The 16,836-nt window shown below is 70.0% G+C and carries 11 protein-coding genes; 5 read left to right on the plus strand and 6 right to left on the minus strand.

Features of this window, described 5'->3' with window-relative positions; all coding sequences use genetic code 11:
• Positions 1–16 precede the first annotated feature (16 nt).
• Positions 17–2,101: an NACHT domain-containing protein gene (locus tag ACSHT8_RS17180; RefSeq protein ID WP_436491822.1), complete on the plus strand. Its 2,085-nt coding sequence runs from the start codon at positions 17–19 to the stop codon at positions 2,099–2,101.
• Here ACSHT8_RS17180 and ACSHT8_RS17185 read toward each other — a convergent pair.
• The 6 genes from ACSHT8_RS17185 to ACSHT8_RS17210 all read right to left on the minus strand — a co-directional run bounded on the left by ACSHT8_RS17185 (position 2,094) and on the right by ACSHT8_RS17210 (position 8,578).
• On the minus strand, positions 2,094–3,338 hold the full coding sequence (locus ACSHT8_RS17185) for an RNA polymerase sigma factor (protein ID WP_436491823.1): 1,245 nt from the start codon (positions 3,336–3,338) through the stop codon (positions 2,094–2,096). The two genes, ACSHT8_RS17180 and ACSHT8_RS17185, sit on opposite strands and share 8 nt — an antisense overlap.
• An 11-nt stretch (positions 3,339–3,349) precedes the next feature.
• Positions 3,350–3,691: a YciI family protein gene (locus tag ACSHT8_RS17190; protein ID WP_436491824.1), complete on the minus strand. Its 342-nt coding sequence runs from the start codon at positions 3,689–3,691 to the stop codon at positions 3,350–3,352.
• Between the two features lie 126 nt (positions 3,692–3,817).
• Positions 3,818–5,413 (minus strand): MFS transporter, encoded by a 1,596-nt coding sequence (locus ACSHT8_RS17195; RefSeq protein WP_436491825.1) that lies wholly within the window; start codon positions 5,411–5,413, stop codon positions 3,818–3,820.
• 182 nt (positions 5,414–5,595) lie between these two features.
• Positions 5,596–7,143 carry a class I SAM-dependent methyltransferase gene (locus ACSHT8_RS17200; RefSeq protein ID WP_436491826.1) on the minus strand — a complete coding sequence of 516 codons (1,548 nt, stop codon included), beginning with the start codon at positions 7,141–7,143 and terminating at the stop codon, positions 5,596–5,598.
• A gap of 29 nt (positions 7,144–7,172) precedes the next feature.
• The gene (locus ACSHT8_RS17205; RefSeq protein ID WP_436491827.1) at positions 7,173–7,991 is read right to left on the minus strand and encodes a class I SAM-dependent methyltransferase; all 819 of its coding nucleotides are present in this window, start codon (positions 7,989–7,991) and stop codon (positions 7,173–7,175) included.
• A complete protein-coding gene (locus tag ACSHT8_RS17210; protein WP_436491828.1) occupies positions 7,988–8,578 on the minus strand; it encodes a dihydrofolate reductase family protein in 591 nt (196 codons plus the stop codon). Before ACSHT8_RS17210 ends, ACSHT8_RS17205 begins: the two co-directional genes overlap by 4 nt.
• A 145-nt stretch (positions 8,579–8,723) precedes the next feature.
• Here ACSHT8_RS17210 and ACSHT8_RS17215 point away from each other — a divergent pair, with 145 nt between their 5' ends.
• The 4 genes from ACSHT8_RS17215 (at position 8,724) to cmdF (ending at position 16,828) form a co-directional block, all read left to right on the plus strand.
• Positions 8,724–10,145: an extracellular solute-binding protein gene (locus ACSHT8_RS17215; RefSeq protein WP_436491829.1), complete on the plus strand. Its 1,422-nt coding sequence runs from the start codon at positions 8,724–8,726 to the stop codon at positions 10,143–10,145.
• Positions 10,146–10,368: 223 nt separating this feature from the next.
• Positions 10,369–11,784 (plus strand): FAD-dependent oxidoreductase, encoded by a 1,416-nt coding sequence (locus ACSHT8_RS17220; RefSeq protein ID WP_436491830.1) that lies wholly within the window; start codon positions 10,369–10,371, stop codon positions 11,782–11,784.
• A 120-nt stretch (positions 11,785–11,904) separates the two neighbouring features.
• Entirely contained in the window at positions 11,905–15,240 is a 3,336-nt protein-coding gene (locus ACSHT8_RS17225) for a non-ribosomal peptide synthetase (RefSeq protein WP_436491831.1), read from the plus strand.
• Entirely contained in the window at positions 15,227–16,828 is a 1,602-nt protein-coding gene (gene cmdF / locus ACSHT8_RS17230) for a tyrosine 2,3-aminomutase (protein ID WP_436491832.1), read from the plus strand. Before ACSHT8_RS17225 ends, cmdF begins: the two co-directional genes overlap by 14 nt.
• The last annotated feature ends 8 nt before the right edge of the window (positions 16,829–16,836 follow it).

Raw genomic sequence — 16,836 nt, forward strand, 5'->3', positions numbered from 1 at the left:
ATCCGATGATCACATCGTGACCCGGGTGATCTGGTGGTGGGTGAGCGGCCTGGCGTTCGTGTGCGCGCTGGCCGGTGTCCTGCTGTTCCTCGCGACCAAGGGCAGCGACTGGCTCGACCTCGGCGACAAGGTCGCCAGCATCGGCGGCCTCCTCATCGGCCTGACCTCGCTGGGCGTGGCCGCCGCCGCGCTGCGCATGGCGATGCGACCGCCGCCGGAGGACCCGACCGTCCGGTTGGAGCGGGCGTGCGAGGACCTCGCGTCGACCGTCACGCGGCAGTGGGCCCGAGAGGCGCGGGCGCGCGGCCTGGCCCACCCGGAGCCGTTGCGGGTGCGGTGGTCGTCCACCGGACGGCCGGTGGGCGCCGCCGCCGACGAGGTCCTCGACCCAGGCGCAGGCCGAGCCGTCCGCCTACGACTCGACGGCGACGTCACCACAGCCGCGGCGGCATGGCAACAGTTGCCCGCCCAACAGCTGGTGGTGCTCGGCGCGCCGGGGGCGGGCAAGACTTCCCTCGCGGTCCTGCTGATCCGCCAACTGCTCGCCGAACGCACTCCCGGCGAACCGGTACCGGTCCTGCTCAACCTCAGCGGTTGGGACCCCGAACGCGACCACCTGGACACCTGGCTGGCCCGCAGACTGGCCGCCGACTACCCGAGCGTGGCTGACACCGCTGTGCGGCTTGTCGACCGCGGCCGGGTAATCCCGGTGTTGGACGGCCTGGACGAACTGGCCGAGCCCGCCCGCCCCGTCGCGGTGGCCGCGCTGACCGCTGCGATCGCCCGCGACCGCCCTCTGATCCTGACTTGCCGGGGTGATGAGTACGAGCAGGTGATCGCCGCCACCGGCACGCCACTGGCGAGGGCGGCGGTGGTGGAACTGATGCCGATCACGGGCCCGGAGATCGCGAAGTACCTGACCGCCGCCCAGGTCGACGGCCCCCACCGCTGGGCACCGGTTCTCGACCGACTCCGCGCTGACCCGACCGGCGTTCTCGCCACGGCTCTGTCGACGCCGCTGATGGTGTACCTGGCCCACACCGCGTACTCCCCGCCTGCCACAGATCCGGCGGCCCTGATCGGCTTCACCACGGTGGACGAGATCGAGGAACATCTCCTGGCCGTGTACCTGCCGACGGTCTACCGACCACGGGTGGCCGAGTCCGACACATCCGGGCCCAGCTATACGGCCGACGACGCCGGCCGATGGCTCGGGTTCATCGCAAGCCAACTGACCCAGGCGCGAACGCGGAACCTCCGGCTGTGGGCCTTCACCATGGCCACTCCGACGGTCACGGCCCTAAAGAATTTGATCTCCTCCACCTCAGGCCGGGTTGCCCTCGGCGCCATCTTGACCTTGACAGTCTGGCCCTTCTTCCTCAGGGGCTCGCCGCCCGGCGCGTCTCTGCTGGGGTTGACCAGCTTCTTGTTGCTGCTTGTGTACGGCGCGCTCTGGCACGCCACCCTGGGGCATGCCCCGCCGCGACGCGGGCCCATACGGCCGTTCACGGCGGTGTACCGGATCGGTGTGAGCCGGACCGGGCTGATCCGGGGGTTCCTTCGCGGACTCGTGACGAGCCCGGTGGCCTTCACTTCCGGCTATCTGATCGATCTGCTCGTGACCAATACGCTCGTTCCGCCGGGGTATCGGAACTGGGTCTCGTCGGGGACCGCTCTTGGCGCCGTGATGGCGTTGTTACTCATGGGCATGCTTGTCCTGCGCTTTGGCACAGGAGAACGCGTGTGGGGTGTCGCGCCGGACCCGGTGTCCGCACTACGCGAGGACCGCGCGGTATTTATCGCCGCCGTGGTGGGTATGGGGTTGTTCGGTGCGGTGGTTCTGGGTGCGAGCGGGCGGTGGAGTCCGTCCGCGGTCGGTTTCGGCGCCGCGTTCGGTCTGCTGCTGGGTATCGGAGTGGGCGGCATCGGCGGAGCTTGGGGGGCTTGGCAGCTCAAGCGGGCAGCGCTGGCGCTCTACTGTGGACTGCCGTGGCGGTCCGCCCGCTTCCTCGAGGACGCCCACCGCCGCGGGGTGTTGCGGGTGGTCGGCACCGACTACCAGTTCCGCCACGCCCGCCTTCAGGACTACCTCTCTAGCTAGCCGCGGTCGACACCTCAGCCAGCCGCGCGTCCAGGAACTCGCGTTCCGCGTCGTTCTCCGCGAGTTGGCGGGCGGCTCGGTACGCGGTTTCGGCTTCGGACCAACGTTCCAGGCGACGCAACAGATCCGCCTTCGTGGCAGGCAGGTAGCGGTAGCCGGACAGGCGGCCATCAGCTTCCAAGGCTTCGATCTCCGCCAGACCCGCAGCGGGCCCATCCACCATCGTCACCGCGATAGCCCGGTTGAGCGACACCACCGGCGAAGGCCAAACCTGGAACAAAGCGTCATACAGCACAATGATCTGCGGCCAGTCCGTGTCCGCGTACGTCGGCGCCGTCGCGTGCAGCGCCGCGATGGCCGCCTGCAGAGCGAACCGGCCCGGACTGCCCCCACGCAGCGCGTCGACGACCAGCCGGTGGCCCTCCGCGATCGCGGAACGGTCCCACTGCGAACGGTCCTGGTCCTCCAGCAGCAGAATCTTGCCGTCTGCGTCAGTCCGGGTCGCCTTGCGGGCGTCGGTGACCAGCAGCAAAGCCAAGAGGCCCCAGACTTCACGCTCGTCCGGCATCAGTTCACGCAGCATCCGGGTCAGGTCCAAGGCGCGCTGGACCAGGTCCGCCCGCACCAGCTGCTCCCCCGACGGGGCCGTGTAACCCGTGGTGAACAACAGATGGATCACCGTCAGCACCGCGTCGAGCCGGTCCGGGAGTTCCTCCGCGGCCGGGACCCGGTAGGCGATGCGCGCGGCGGAGATCTTCTTCTTCGCCCGGGTGATGCGCGCGGCCATGGTCGCCTCGGTGACCAGGAACGCCTGCGCGATGTCGCCCGTGCTCACACCACAGACCAACCGCAGCGTGAGGGCGATCTGTGCCTCGCCGGAGAGGGCGGGGTGGCAGCAGGTGAAGATCAGGCGGAGGCGGTCGTCACGGATGACGTCGCCGGTGGAGTCAAAGTCCATGTCGGCCTCGTCCGGTTCCACGAGCAGCGGTAGCTTCGAGCGGAACGTGTTCTGCCTGCGCAAGGCGTCCAACGCGGTGCGTTTGGCCACGGTGGTCAGCCAGGCGCCGGGGTTCTTGGGGATGCCGTCGCGCGCCCAGACCCGCAGAGCTGTCGCGTACGCCTCCTGGACGCACTCCTCGGCGAGGTCCATGTCGCGGGCGACGCGCGCCGTCGCGGCGAGCACGAAGGCCCACTCGCGACGGTGCGCGTCGGCTACGGCCCGTTCGATCTGGGTCATGCCGGGCGACGTTACTCCGCGGGCGGCTCGAAGATGGGCCGCACCTCGACACCGCCGCCCGGGGAGGTCGGGACGAGCTTGGCGATCTCCAGGGCGGCGTCGAGGTCGGGGGCCTCGATCTGGAAGAAGCCCGCCAGCACCTCCTTCGACTCGACGAACGGGCCGTCGGTGATGGCGCCGCCGCGGATCGCGGTCGCGGTGGTGCTGGGCTGAAGTGCCTGCGGGTTCACGATCTCGACGCCGCGGGACTCCAACTCCTTGCCGAACGCCACCTGCGCGTCGATCTCCTCCGGCGTGATGTCCATCGGGTCGGCGGGGGCGGGCGAGTAGAGCAGGATCGCGTACTGAGCCATGACTGGCTCCCCTTTCTTGGTGGCTACATAACTACGACGAACGAGGACTACGGAAATCGACAGAACAAAACCACGAACCAGGCCGACCCCGGAATCGGGATCGACCTGGTTCGGTTGCGCGAGCGATCAGGCCGCTTCCTCCGCCACGACCGGCGCGTCGGCGTCGGTCTCCGCGGCGGGCTCGGCGGGCGGCTGCGCGGCGCCGAACGGCTGGACGTGCTTCAGCCGGGTGGCGACCACGGCGGCCATGACGGCGAGCAGCACGGCGCCGACGGCGGCGACGACCTGCACACCGCTGGTGAACGCCTCACGGGCGGGCACCAGCAGCGCCGAGGCCAGCTCTGGCGAGAGGTTCGCCGCGGCGACCGTGGCACCGGCGAGGCTGTCCTCGGCGACGGCCGCGGTCTCCGCCGACAGGCCAGCGGGCAGGTTGCCCGCGATCTGCGCGCCGTAGATGGCCGAGCCGAGGGTGCCGAGCACCGCGAGGCCGAGGGTGCCGCCGAACTCGTTGGCCATCTGCGCCAGCGAACCCGCCGACCCCATCTTCTCCGGCGGCGCGGACGTGACGACCAGCGTCGTGCCCAGTCCGGCCATCGGGGCGCCGCAGAAGGCGATCACGGCGAACCCGACGATCAGGAACGTGGTGCCGCCGGTCGCGCTGACCTGGGTGAGCACCGCCAGCGTGGCCGCGGCGCCGAGCAGGCCGATCGCGATCACCGTCGCGGGCTTGAACCGGTTGGCCAGCTTGGGCGCCACGGCGAAGCCGACCGTGCCGCCGAGCATGCCCGGCACCATCGCCAGGCCCGCCTCCAGCGTCGACATGCCCTGCACCAGCTGGAAGTACAGCATCATCAGCAGCATGAGCCCGCCGCCGATCATGCTGTAGGACAGCTGGCCGGACAGCGACGTGCCGATCGTCTTGTTCTTGAACAGGCTCAGGTCCAGCAGCGGGTCACTGATGGTCTTCTGCCTGCGCAGGAACACCACACCGGCGATGATGCCGACCACGGCGATGATCGCGGCACCGAGGTCCCAGCCGTCGCGGGCCAAGGTCTTGATGCCGTAGATGACCGAGAGCAGGGCCACCAGCGACAGCGCGACGCTGGCGAGGTCCGGCTTGCCGGGCTGGCCGTTCTTGAACTCGGGCAGGAACTTCGGGCCCAGGATCAGCGTGGCCACCATGAACGGCACGCCGAGCAGGAACACCGAGCCCCACCACCACTGGGTGAGCATGGCGCCACCGAGCACGGGGCCGAACACGGCGCCCAGGGTGAACACGCTGCCCCAGATGCCGAACGCGGTGCCCTGCTGCTTCGGGTCCTGGAACAGGGTTCCGATGAGCGAGAGCGTCGACGGGCCGAGCGTGGCACCGGCGATACCCAGCAGCGCACGGGCGCCGATCAGCACTTCCGGCGACCACGCGTAGGCACACAGCAGCGAGGCGACCGCGAAGCTCGCGCAGCCGATCATCAGCAGCTTGCGGCGCCCGATGCGGTCACCCACGGTGCCCATCGTCACCAGGAACCCGGCGAGCAGGAACCCGTAGATGTCCATGGCCCAGAGCTGTTCGATACCGGTCGCGCCGAGATCCGAGGACAGATTCGGCAGAGCGAGCATCAGCACGAACAGGTCGATGGCCATGACGAACGTGGGCAGGGCTAGCACCGCCAGCCCCAACCACTCGCGGCGTCCCGCCTTGGCAGGCGCGGTGTTGGCAGTCACTGTCTCATTCCTCTCGTCGTCCTACACACCTACGACGAACGAGCCACTGTGGAATCGACACTCGACCCCTCGTGCCTCGACCGATGCACTCGCCGACGCCGGTGTCACCTCTGGCAGTTACATTCTGTAGCGATTCGGGTGCACGCAACCAGTGCGTGCGGCACCGATCGGGTATGCGTTTCTCACACGCGCTCGGCGGTGAGGAAGACGAACGTTCCCTCGCCCGTCTGCTCCTCGGTGATGCGCAGTCCGGCGCGCTCGAACCACTGGTGCAGCTCGTCGAGCTCGAAGAGCAGGTGGCCCTCGGGGCGGCTCGGGAAGAACTGCCATTCCTGGAAGTGCCGCGCGACCTGGTCGTCGGACCAGATGAAGGTCATCATCGTCAGCGTGCCGCCCGGCTTGAGGACGCGGCCCATCTCGGCGATGGCCTGCTCGGCGTCGTCGGGGAATGCCTGCAGCGCGTTCCAGCAGTTGAGGCCGCCCAGCACGCCGTCGGCGAAGGGCAGGTTCAGCGCGGACGCCTTGACCGCGGGCACGGCGGGCAGCGCGCCACGCAGCACGTTGAGCATGGGCAGCGCCATGTCCAGCGCGATGAGCCGGTCGCCGCCGACGGCACCCTCGACGATCTTGGTCCAGCGGCCCGCGCCCGCGGCCAGGTCCAGCACCGGCCCCTCGGTCGGGTGGCTGTGGCGGGCGAGGTAGGCGTCCTCGTCGGCCGGGCTGACCTGGTCGCCCCAGTTGCCGCCGGCGATGCGCAGGTAGTGCGGGCGCAGCACGGCCTCGTAGTACAGGCCCATGGTCGGCATCTCGGCGAGCTTCTGCAGCAGGTCGTTGGTGGCGTCGTCGGCCTCCTGGCCCTCGCGCACCCCGGCGCTCAGGTCGAGGATGCCGTTGGCCACGGCGAACTTGGTGCCGTCGGTGGAGCGCACGCCGTCCTCGGTCACCACGAGCGGGTTGTGGCTGGTCGGGCAGCGCAGGATGTCGGCGTACTTGCCGAACACCGAGACGATGTCGTCCGACGGGGTCGGCAGCACCACGGCGTCCTCGGGGAACGACGGGTTGTAGCGCGAGGCGGGCACCCGGTTGACCACCGAGTAGTAGGCGCGGGCGCCGGTGTAGCCCAGGACCGTGCGGGTGTCGTTGTCCCAGTTGGTCTTGATCTGCTCGGGGCTCAGCGCCTTGATCCAGCCCTGGGAGAAGTCCTTCTCCTCGTCGCCCAGCGCCCACGTCGACGGCGCGGGCCACACCCGGCCGAGGTCGGGGTTGGCCGGGTCGAGGTCGGCCAGCGCGCGCACGATGCGGCTGTGGTCGTCTGCGTCGAGGTCCCACGGCTCGATGCCCGCGAGGATGGCGGCGCGGTCGGCCGGGAAGTGCGACAGCAGGTACAGCAGCGCCAGCGACAGCGGCTGGCCCTTGCTGGTGGTGGGCACCAGGTCGAGGTAGATGTCGAGGCCGGTGCGCACGGCGGCGAACACCGGTCCCTCGGCGGGCCACTCGGCCTCGGCGAGCACGCCGAGCAGCACCAGCGCGTAGCCCTGGCGGTCGGGGTCGAGGTCTTCGAGCTGGTCGAGCAGGACCGGCACGCCGGTGACGGCCGCCTCGGTCGCCCCGTCCCGAGTCCACAGCGCGGCCACGAGCCGCGCGAACTCGGCGTCGACCCGGCCCTCCGGCGCGTCGGTGAACGCCTTGACCAGTTCGGCGACGGTCGAGCGGATGATGGAGTCAGTCATCGTTGCGGGTCCTTTCACCCAGGAAGTGCTTAGCGCGGCTTGCGGGCGGAGACGATCACGTAGCCGATCTGGTCCTTGCGTGGCGCGTAGAAGCCCATGTTCATGCGGGAGAAGTCGGTGACGGTCTGCTCGCCGAACTTGGCCGCGATCTCGGTGCGCCGGGTCATGGCGGCCTCCAGGTACTTGGCCTTCATGCCGTAGACCCGCGGCCCGCACTGGGTGAACTCCTCGACGGTGAACCCGGCGCCCGCGCTCAGCTCCAGCCACCGCTCCAGCGTCGGCAGCTCGGTGAGCTTCAGCGTCGTCATGAACTTCGCGACCCGCTCGGGGTCGTCGTTGTTGCGCAAGCTGAAGTCGGAGAACGTGACGCGCCCGCCGGGGCGCAGCACGCGGAAGAACTCGGCGAGGACCTGGCCGACGTCGGGGGCGTTCTGCAGCGACTCCAGCGCGAGCACCGCGTCGAACGTGTTGTCCGGATAGGACAGTCCGGTGAAGTCGCCGTACTCGAACTTGACGCCCTCGGCACCCGCCGCGGCCGCGCGCTCGTTGGCCTTGTCGATCTCGAAGTTGCTGACGCTGACCCCGGTGACGCGCGCGCCGTACTCCTTGGCCACGTAGATCGCCGTCTCGCCGGGGCCGCAGCCCGCGTCGAGCAGGTGCTCGCCGGGGCGCAGGCCCAGGGTGGCGGTGACCTTGCGGCTGATCCGGTGCAGCGCCTCGTGCAGCGGCGCGTCGTCGTCGCGGTCGTACCAGTACCACATGTGCAGCTGGCCGTCGCGGATCTCGTCCTCGATGGGCGAGCGCTCGTCGTAGTGCTCGCCGATTCCCGCCGAGTCGATGATGCTCATGGCTTGGGCGACTCCGTTACTCGGTAGGTGATGTGGGTGACGCCCGCGCCGGAGCTGACGTCGGTGATCTCCAGCCCGCCCGCGACGGGTCCCTCGAACAGCCGCACACCCCCGCAAAGCACGGCGGGGACGTGGTGGATCCGCACCTCGTCGACGAGGCCCGCGGCGAGGTACTGACGGGCGATGTCGGCGCCGCCCATGATGTAGACGTCCTTGTCGCCCGCGACGGCGCGCGCCTGGGTCAGCGCGCTCTTGATGCCGTCGGTGACGAAGGTGAACACGCCGGTCGGCGGGGTCGGCCTGCTGGTCAGCACGAAGACCGGGACGTCGCCGATGGGGCCGGTGCCCCAGCCGTCGGGGCCCGAGGAGTTGTCGTAGGTCCGCCTGCCCGCGATCACCGCGCCGGACTCGGTGAAGAGTCTACTGAGGACTGGGTCGCCCGCGGCGCCCGCGGCCGCGATCCAGTCGTGCAGCACGTCGCCGCCCACGCCGAGCGGGGCGGCCTGGCTGTCGCCGGGGGCGGTGATGTAGCCGTCGAGCGACATGGTGATGTCGAAGACGACGCGGCCGTTTCCCATGTCGTCCATCGTCTTCCGCCCAGGTCATCGGCACATCTCCACCGTTGCGCTGTCGCCGCAAGCGGGGAGATGCAACCGCGGTGACACGGGCGGAACGATGAATCCCGACGTGACCCGCGTACTCCGGCGTGCGGTCCCAGGAGGAGGAGACCGAATGACGAGCAGGATCGACATCGACGTCTGGGTAGCCGACCTGAACTTCCCTGGCTGGATGGACCGCTGGCACGCGCAGGCCGCGGAGTTCTCCAAGCTGCACCCGGAGTACCGCGTCAACGTCCGGGGCATGAACTTCTTCGGCTTTCCGCACGAGGTGGCCGACGAGGCCGCGCAGGGCCGCAAGCCCGCGCTGGCCGAGTACTACTTCTACGCCAGCCAGGTCGCGCGAGACGCGGTCGACGCCGACGGACGTCCACTGTGGACCTCGCTGACGAAGGCGGTCGGCGACCGCACGGAGTTCCTCGGCGAGCCCGTCGTCCTCGATGACATCCACCCGGCCTTCCGCGACTACTACACCGTCAACGGCGACATGGACTCGATGCCGTCGGTGGGCACCACGAGCCTGCTGTTCGCCAACCGCGAGCTGCTCGACCGCGCCGGGGTCAGCGACCTGCCGCAGACGTGGGACGAGGTCACCGAGGTCTGCGAGCGGGTGCAGCGGCTCACCGACGGTCCGTCGCACGCGATCACCTGGTCGAACCACGGCACGTTCGTGCAGCAGGCCGTGGCCACCCAGGGCGGCTACTTCGTCAACAACCGCAACGGCCACGACGGCCGCGCCACCAACATCGACCTGGCGGGCAAGGAGATGATGACCTGGGTCGACTGGTGGAAGGGCCTGCACCGCGCCGGGCACTACCTCTACACCGGCGGCTACCCCGACTGGGCGGGCACCCTCCAGGCCTACCGCGACGCCCACGTGGCGATCCGCATCTCCTCGTCGAACGACGTCAACTACATGGGCCACGCCGCGAAGATGGGCGGCTTCACCATGGACGTCGGCGTCTTCCCGCACAACGACAAGGCCCCCTACGTGGGCAACGCGGTGGCGGGCACGTCGATGTGGCTGGGCGCCGACCTCGACGAGGATGTCCAGGAGGGCGCGCTGGCGTTCATGATGTGGTACCACAACCCGGCGAACACCGCGCAGCGCCACAAGGACAACAGCTTCGCCCCCATCACCAAGTCCAGCTACGACCTGCTGCGCGACGAGGGCTGGTTCGAGAAGTACCCGTACCACGCCCTGACCTACGACCACCTGCTCGACTACCCGGCCTCAACCGGCCAGACCGGCGTCCCCCTGTCCGAGGGCGCCATCTTCGGCGACTTCGCGGGCGTCCAGGACGCCATGGTCTCGGCCATGGGCGACGTCCTGGCCCGCGGCCAGGACCCGTTCGACCGCTTCACCAAGGCGACCTCGGACGCCCAGAAGATGCTCGACGCCTACAACCACTGGGCCCTCAACCCCGCGCGCAAGGCCGCCGACATCCCCGGCAGCAGCCACCGGGTGGAGTTCTGGAACGACGTGGCCCCCTACACCGCGCAGGACATGGAGAACGTCGTCCCCCTGAACGGCTGACCCACCCCGGACGGCGCCCAACAAGCCCGTCCACCAGCAAAAACCGCCCCGCGCCCCGCCCGAACCACAAGCAAGCAGCCCCCGCCCTCCCTGGGGGGCGTCCCCTTGGCCAGCCTATCGGCGGCGGAGGCGTGGGGCCAGGGGGCGGCGTCCCTTGTGGATGGTTCGCGGGGATGTGGACAAGCGATCGGCTGAGCACGAGAACATCAACAAGGAGAGATCCGTGAGCGACGCTACAAAAACTCGCGCGGTGGTATTGGGCGGCAGTATCGCGGGCCTGTTCGCGGCCAGGGTGCTCGCCGACGCCTACGACGAGGTCCAGATCGTCGACCGCGACAAACTCATCGGGGTCGAGGGCGCCCGCCGGAACTGCCCGCAGGGCAAGCACATCAACGGCCTGCTCGCCCGCGGCCAGCTCGTCATGGAGGAGTTCTACCCGGGCATCACCAACGAGATCTTCGCCGACGGCGTGCCCACCGGCGACCTCTGCGGCAACGTCCGCTGGTACTTCAACGGCGTGCGCATCGAACAGCAGGAAGCGGGCCTGACCTGCGTGTCGGCCAGCCGCCCCATGCTGGAGAAGCACATCCGGCGGCGCACCGCGGCCCTGCCGAACGTCGTGTTCGTCGAGGAGCACGACATCCTCACCCTCACCACCACGCCGGACAAGTCCAAGATCACCGGCGTCAAGGTGCAGGCGCACGGCCAGAAGCGCGAGCGGGTCATCGAGGCCGACCTCGTCGTCGACGCCACCGGCCGCGGCTCGCGCACGCCGGTCTGGCTGCAGGAGCTGGGCTACGGCAAGGTCGAGGAGGAGAGCAAGAAGGTCGGCCTCGGCTACGTCACCCAGCACTACCGCCTCACCAAGGACCCCTACGGCCACGACCTGTCGATCAACCCGGTCGCCAACGCCAAGCTCCCCCGCGGCGCGATCTTCACCAAGACCGACGGCGGCCGCGTCGAGCTGACCGCCTACGGCATCCTCGGCGACCACCCGCCCACCGACCAGCAGGGCTTCTACGACTTCGTCAAGACGCTGGCCGCCCCGGAGATCTGGGAGACGCTGCAGCACGCCGAGCCGCTCGACGAGCCGGTCGCGTTCCGGTTCCCGACGACGCTGCGCCGCCGCTACGAGAAGCTCGACCGCTTCCCCGAGCGGCTGCTGGTCGTCGGCGACGCGGTGACGTGCTTCAACCCGGTCTACGCGCAGGGCATGACGGTGTCGGCGCTGTCCGCGCTGACCATCCGCAACCACCTGCACTCCGGCGCGGCGCCCATCCCGCAGGAGTACTTCAAGGACCTGGCCGAGAACGTCATCAACCTGGCCTGGGAGATGACCAACATCATCGACCTGAGCTTCCCCGGCGTCGAGGGTGAGCGCACCCGCGAGGTCAAGATGGCGCAGAAGTTCCTCAAGCTGGTCCAGATCGCCGCGACCCGCGACAAGAAGGTCGCCGCGCAGTACATGCGCACCGCGGGCCTGATCGACCGGCCCGAGTCGCTGCAGAAGCCCGCGTTCGTCCTGCGCGTGCTGCTCAACGCGCTGCGCGGCCCGGCGAAGAACCCGCCCGCGCCGCCGCTGATCCCGATCGTGGGCGGCAAGGTGGACACCTGGTCCACCTACAAGAAGGCCGCGTAGTCCACCGGTGATCGCCCCCGTTCGGTCCAGCCGAACGGGGGCGATTTCCATTGTGCGGCAAGGAATTCCTGCGCACTACACGAGATGCCCCGCACGCACGTCGGACCGGAGGATAGAACGGTGAGCCCCAAGCCGCATTCGGTGACCTCCGCGATCCAGGACGGGTTGTGGTACTTGGCGAAGCTCGACGCCGAGTCCGCCGCCGCGACGGTCTGCCTGGCCTACCAGGTGACCGGCGAGCTCGACCTCGACGCGCTGCGGTCGGCGTGGGACACCGTCGTGCGCCGCCACCCCGGCCTGCGCACGAGCTTCACCGACGTCGCGGGCAAGCCGGTGCCGACGGTGGCCGACGACGGCGACCCGATGCACTTCATCGACGTCAGCGCCGAACCGGAGTCGGTCGCGGAGTGGGCGCGCGAGGTCGCCGCAACACCGCTGCGGCCCGACGGCAGGCTCGCGCGGCTGGCGGTGGCCCGGTTCGGCGAGTGGGACCACGCGATCGTGCTGCGGCTGCACCGCGCGGTGTGTGACGACGACTCGGTGTCGATCGTGCTCGGCGAGCTGTCCGACGGCTACGCGGCGGCACTGCGCGGGGAGACCGAGCCCGCCCGCCCGCTGCCCGACTACGCCGCGTTCGCCCGCGGGCAGCGCGACCTGGTCGCCGATGAGGACTTCGCCGACCGGCTGCGCTGGTGGACCGGCGTGCTCACCCCGCCTCCGCCCGCGCCGACGCTGCCGGTCGACCGCGCGCGTCCCGCGTATGCCGCGCCCGAGGGTGAGGTGCTGCGGTTCGAGTGGGGTCCGGAGATCACCCGGCCGCTGGGCGAGCTGTGCGCCTCGGTCGGGGTGCCACCGTTCGCGGTGCTGCTGGCCGCGTTCCAGGCGCTGCTCGGCCGCTACGGCGGCGACGAGCGGATGGCCGTCGGCTGCCCGGTGTCGGTGCGGCCCGCGGACTTCACCGGCGTGGTCGGCGCGTTCCAGAACATCCTGGTGCTGCCGCTGGACCTGTCCGGCCGCCCGACGCTGCGGGAACTGGCCGGGAAGGCGGGCGCGCTGGTCGCCGAGGCGCAGGCGCGCGCCGACGTGCCGTTCGCCGAGCTGGTCGCCGCGACCAGGACCGAGCGCGATCCGCACCGGCTGCCGCTGTGCGACGCGCTGTTCGTGTTCCACGACCAGCCGCGCACCGAGCTGACGCTGGCGGGCACGGGCGTGTCGCCACGCATCGTGGAGAACGGCGCCGCCCGGACCGACCTGACGCTGACGTTGCGGACCGGCGAGTACAAGCTGTCCGGGGCACTGGAGTTCCGCTCCGCGATGTTCGACGAGGACGGCGGCGAGCGGCTGCTCAGCCAGTTCCACGTGCTGCTGGTGGCGGCGCTGCGCGACCCGGACCGCCCGCTGGTCGAGCTGCCGATGGAGGGCAACGACCGCCTGGCCGAGTCGGTGCGCGCCGCCGACCAGATCACCGCCGCCGCGCCAGCGGCCCGACCCGCGAACGCGCTGTTCCACACCCAGGCGCTGCGCAGGCCCGACGACGTGGCGCTGACCTGCGGTGATGCCAGCACGACCTACCTGCAGTTGGAGCAGCAGGCGGCGATCATCACCGCAGCGCTCGTGCAGGACGAGGAGGTCGCGGGCAATCCCGTGGTCGTGCGCATGACGTCGAGCGCTTTGCAGGTGGCGTCGGTGATCGGGGTGCTGGACGCGGGCGCGCACGTGGCGTGTCTCGGCCAGGGCGACACGGGCGAGCGCGGCAAGGCGCTGCTGGACGATCTGCGGCCGGTGTGTCTTGTCGTGGACGGCGACCCAGCCGAGGACGAGCTGGTCCAGTGGTATTTGGGCGAGTACGGCGGCTGGGCGCTGGACGTGTCGCTGTTGGAGCCCGATGAGGAGCCCCGGCCGTCGGTGCGCATCGCTCGCGGGGCGCGGGCGTACGTGACCTATACGTCTGGTTCGACGGGGAAGCCCAAGGGGATTCCGCAGTCGCACGCGACGCTGGCGCAGTTCGTGACGTGGTTCTCGCGGGAGTTCCGGATCGGGCCGGGCGCTCGGGTCGCGCAGTGGGCGGCGCCCGGGTATGACGCGGCGCTGGTGGAGACGTTCACCGGCTTGGTGGCCGGGGCGACGCTGTGTCTGGTGCCCGACCGGATCCGGGCGAACCCGGAGAAGATCGTCGACTGGCTGATCGAGCAGCGAATCACTGTTTTCCAGACCGTTCCCAGCTTCGCGCGGCAGGTCCTTGCCGCCTTGACACCGCGCGCGTCCTCTTTGGACTCTCTGACGCATGTCTTGTTGGCTGGCGAAGCTCTTCCGGCCGACTTGGCGAACGGGCTGCGGCGGACCCTGCCGTGGGCACGGCTGGTGAACCTCTACGGTCCGACCGAGTCGATCCTGGCGACGTGGCACGAGATCACGGGAGACCTGCACGGCACGGCGCCGATCGGGCGGTCGATCCCGGGGCGGCAGGTCCTGGTGGTCGACGACCGCGGATTGCCCTGCCCGGCGGGTGTCACCGGCAACCTGGTCATCCGCAGTCCTTACTTGACCTCGGGCTACCTGGGCGACGCCGCCGACGAGACTCCTTTCGCACCTCTGTCGACTTTGGACGCGTACCTGTCCACAGTCTCGTCCGGCGCCGATCCACATACCTCCAATCCATCCACAGCTTTCCCGCACCCCTCCTCATCCGCCACCTCCGCCGATAGACTGACCCAGGGACGCCCCCCAGGGCGGGTGGGGGTTGCCCAGGTGGGGGTCGGGGGCGAGGCGCGGTGTTACCGGACTGGGGATCTGGCGGCGCGGCGGCGGGACGGGGTGCTGGAGTTCCGCGGGCGCAAGGACTTCCAGATCAAGTTCAACGGGGTGCGGGTCGAGCTCAGTGACATCGAGGCCGCCCTGTCCGCGCACGAGACGGTCGCCGAGTGCGCCGTCGTGGCCATCACCACCTCCGACCGGCTGGTCAGCAGGCTGATCGGCTACGTCGTACCGCGACGCGACGAGTCCGGGGCGGCGATCGGGTCGGCGGCGGCGTGGCGGTCGGCGCTGAAAGCCCGGTTCGGCAAGGCGATGCCGCCGGTGTCGTTCCACACCATGATCGGCCTCCCGCGCGGTATCGGCGGGAAGGTTGACCGGCGGCGGCTGCCCGAACCGGCAGCGGCGCCGACCGGTACCGCACGTCCGCCCGATGCGCCGGTGCGCAACGCCGTCGCCGCCCTGTGGGCCGGGTTCCCCGGCGTGAAGCCCACGGGCGCCGACGAGTCGTTCTTCGCCGCGGGTGGACGGTCGCTGCAGGTCCCCGTGCTGCTCGAACGCGTTCGCGAGCGGTTCGGTGTCGAGGTTCCGCTTCGCGATTTCCTAGCCACACCAACAGTAGCCGGACTATCCACATTGGTCGAATCGCTCAGAGTTTCCCTGACCGCCGCAACCTTACGGGGTGAAGATCGTGACACTGCTTGACACCAACCTGTCCGTTGACTTCGACGGCGAGAACGTCGAAATCCTCGACATCCGCCGCATCGCCGAGGACGGCGCGCCGGTCAAGGTGGCGCCCGCCGCGCTGACCAGGGCCGCGGCCAGCAGGCAGCAGTTCGAGGACACCGTTCGGGCTGGCATCCCCGTCTACGGCGTCACGACCGGCTACGGCGAGATGATCTACATGCTCGTCGGCACCGCCAAGGAGACCGAGCTGCAGACCAACCTGGTCCGCAGCCACAGCGCGGGCGTCGGCCCGGTGTTCGCCGAGGACGAGGCCCGCGCCATCGTCGCCGCCCGGCTCAACGCGCTGTCCAAGGGCTACTCGGCGGTGCGCCCGGAACTGCTCGAGCGCCTCGCCCTGTACTTGAACCTGGGGATCACCCCGGCCATCCCGGAGATCGGCTCGCTTGGCGCGTCCGGCGACCTCGGCCCGCTCGCCCACATCGCCAGCTCGATCATCGGCGAGGGCTACGTGCTGAAGAACGGCCGCCGCACCGAGACCGGCCCCGTGCTGCGCGAGCACGGGATCAAGCCGCTGGAACTGAAGTTCAAGGAAGGTCTGGCGCTGATCAACGGCACGTCGGCCATGACTGGCCTGGGCTGCCTGGTCGTCAGCCGGGCGCTCGACCAGGTCCGGCAGGCCGAGATCGTGACGGCGCTGGTCGTCGAGACCCTCCAGGGTTCGCTGAGCCCGTTCCAGGCCGAGGGCCACGACATCGCCCGCCCGCACAAGGGCCAGATCGACAACGCCGCCAACATGCGCGCCCTGCTCGACGGCAGCGCGCTGGCCGTCTCGCACGCCTCCCTGCGCACCCAGGCGCAGGAGCAGGCCAAGGGCGACGTGTCGCGCACCGACGTCTACATCCAGAAGGCGTACACGCTGCGGGCCATCCCGCAGGTCGTCGGCGCGGTCCGCGACACCCTGTACTTCGTGTCCAACACCGTCGACGTCGAGCTGAACTCCTCCAACGACAACCCGCTGTTCTTCGAGGGCAAGGAGGTGTTCCACGGCGCGAACTTCCACGGCCAGCCGGTCGCGTTCGCCATGGACTACACCACCATCGCCCTCACCCAGCTGGGCGTGTTCTCCGAGCGCCGCACCAACCGCCTGCTCAACCGCTACCTGTCGGGCCTGCCGGAGTTCCTCGTCGCGTCGGGCGAGCCGGGCCTCAACAGCGGCTTCGCGGGCGCGCAGTACCCGGCGACCGCGCTGGTCGCGGAGAACCGCACCATCGGCAACGCGTCGACCCAGAGCGTCCCGTCGAACGGCGACAACCAGGACGTCGTCAGCATGGGCCTCATCGCCGCCCGCAACGCCCGGCGCGTGCTGTCGAACAACAACTACATCCTGGCGGTCGAGTACCTGGCCGCGGCGCAGGCGGTCGACGTGTCCGGCCGGTACGCGGGCCTGAGCCCCGCGGGCAAGGCCGCCTACGACGCCATCCGCGCCCTGGTCCCCACCCTCGAGGTCGACCGCTACATGTCCGACGACATCGAGACGGTCGCTGGCGCCCTCGCCCGCGGCGAATTCCTCGACGCCGCCCGCACGGCGAACGTCGACCTGCGTTGAGAAGGAAC

The organism is Actinokineospora sp. HUAS TT18, assembly GCF_051364635.1.
GTDB lineage: Bacteria > Actinomycetota > Actinomycetes > Mycobacteriales > Pseudonocardiaceae > Actinokineospora.

Bases quoted from the DNA above. Each gene is read 5' to 3' on its own strand.
- ACSHT8_RS17185 (WP_436491823.1), bottom strand. From the start codon at position 3,338: ATGACCCAGATCGAACGGGCCGTAGCCGACGCGCACCGTCGCGAGTGG.
- ACSHT8_RS17190 (WP_436491824.1), bottom strand. From the start codon at position 3,691: ATGGCTCAGTACGCGATCCTGCTCTACTCGCCCGCCCCCGCCGACCCG.
- ACSHT8_RS17200 (WP_436491826.1), bottom strand. From the start codon at position 7,143: ATGACTGACTCCATCATCCGCTCGACCGTCGCCGAACTGGTCAAGGCG.
- ACSHT8_RS17205 (WP_436491827.1), bottom strand. From the start codon at position 7,991: ATGAGCATCATCGACTCGGCGGGAATCGGCGAGCACTACGACGAGCGC.
- ACSHT8_RS17210 (WP_436491828.1), bottom strand. From the start codon at position 8,578: ATGGACGACATGGGAAACGGCCGCGTCGTCTTCGACATCACCATGTCG.
- ACSHT8_RS17215 (WP_436491829.1), top strand. From the start codon at position 8,724: ATGACGAGCAGGATCGACATCGACGTCTGGGTAGCCGACCTGAACTTC.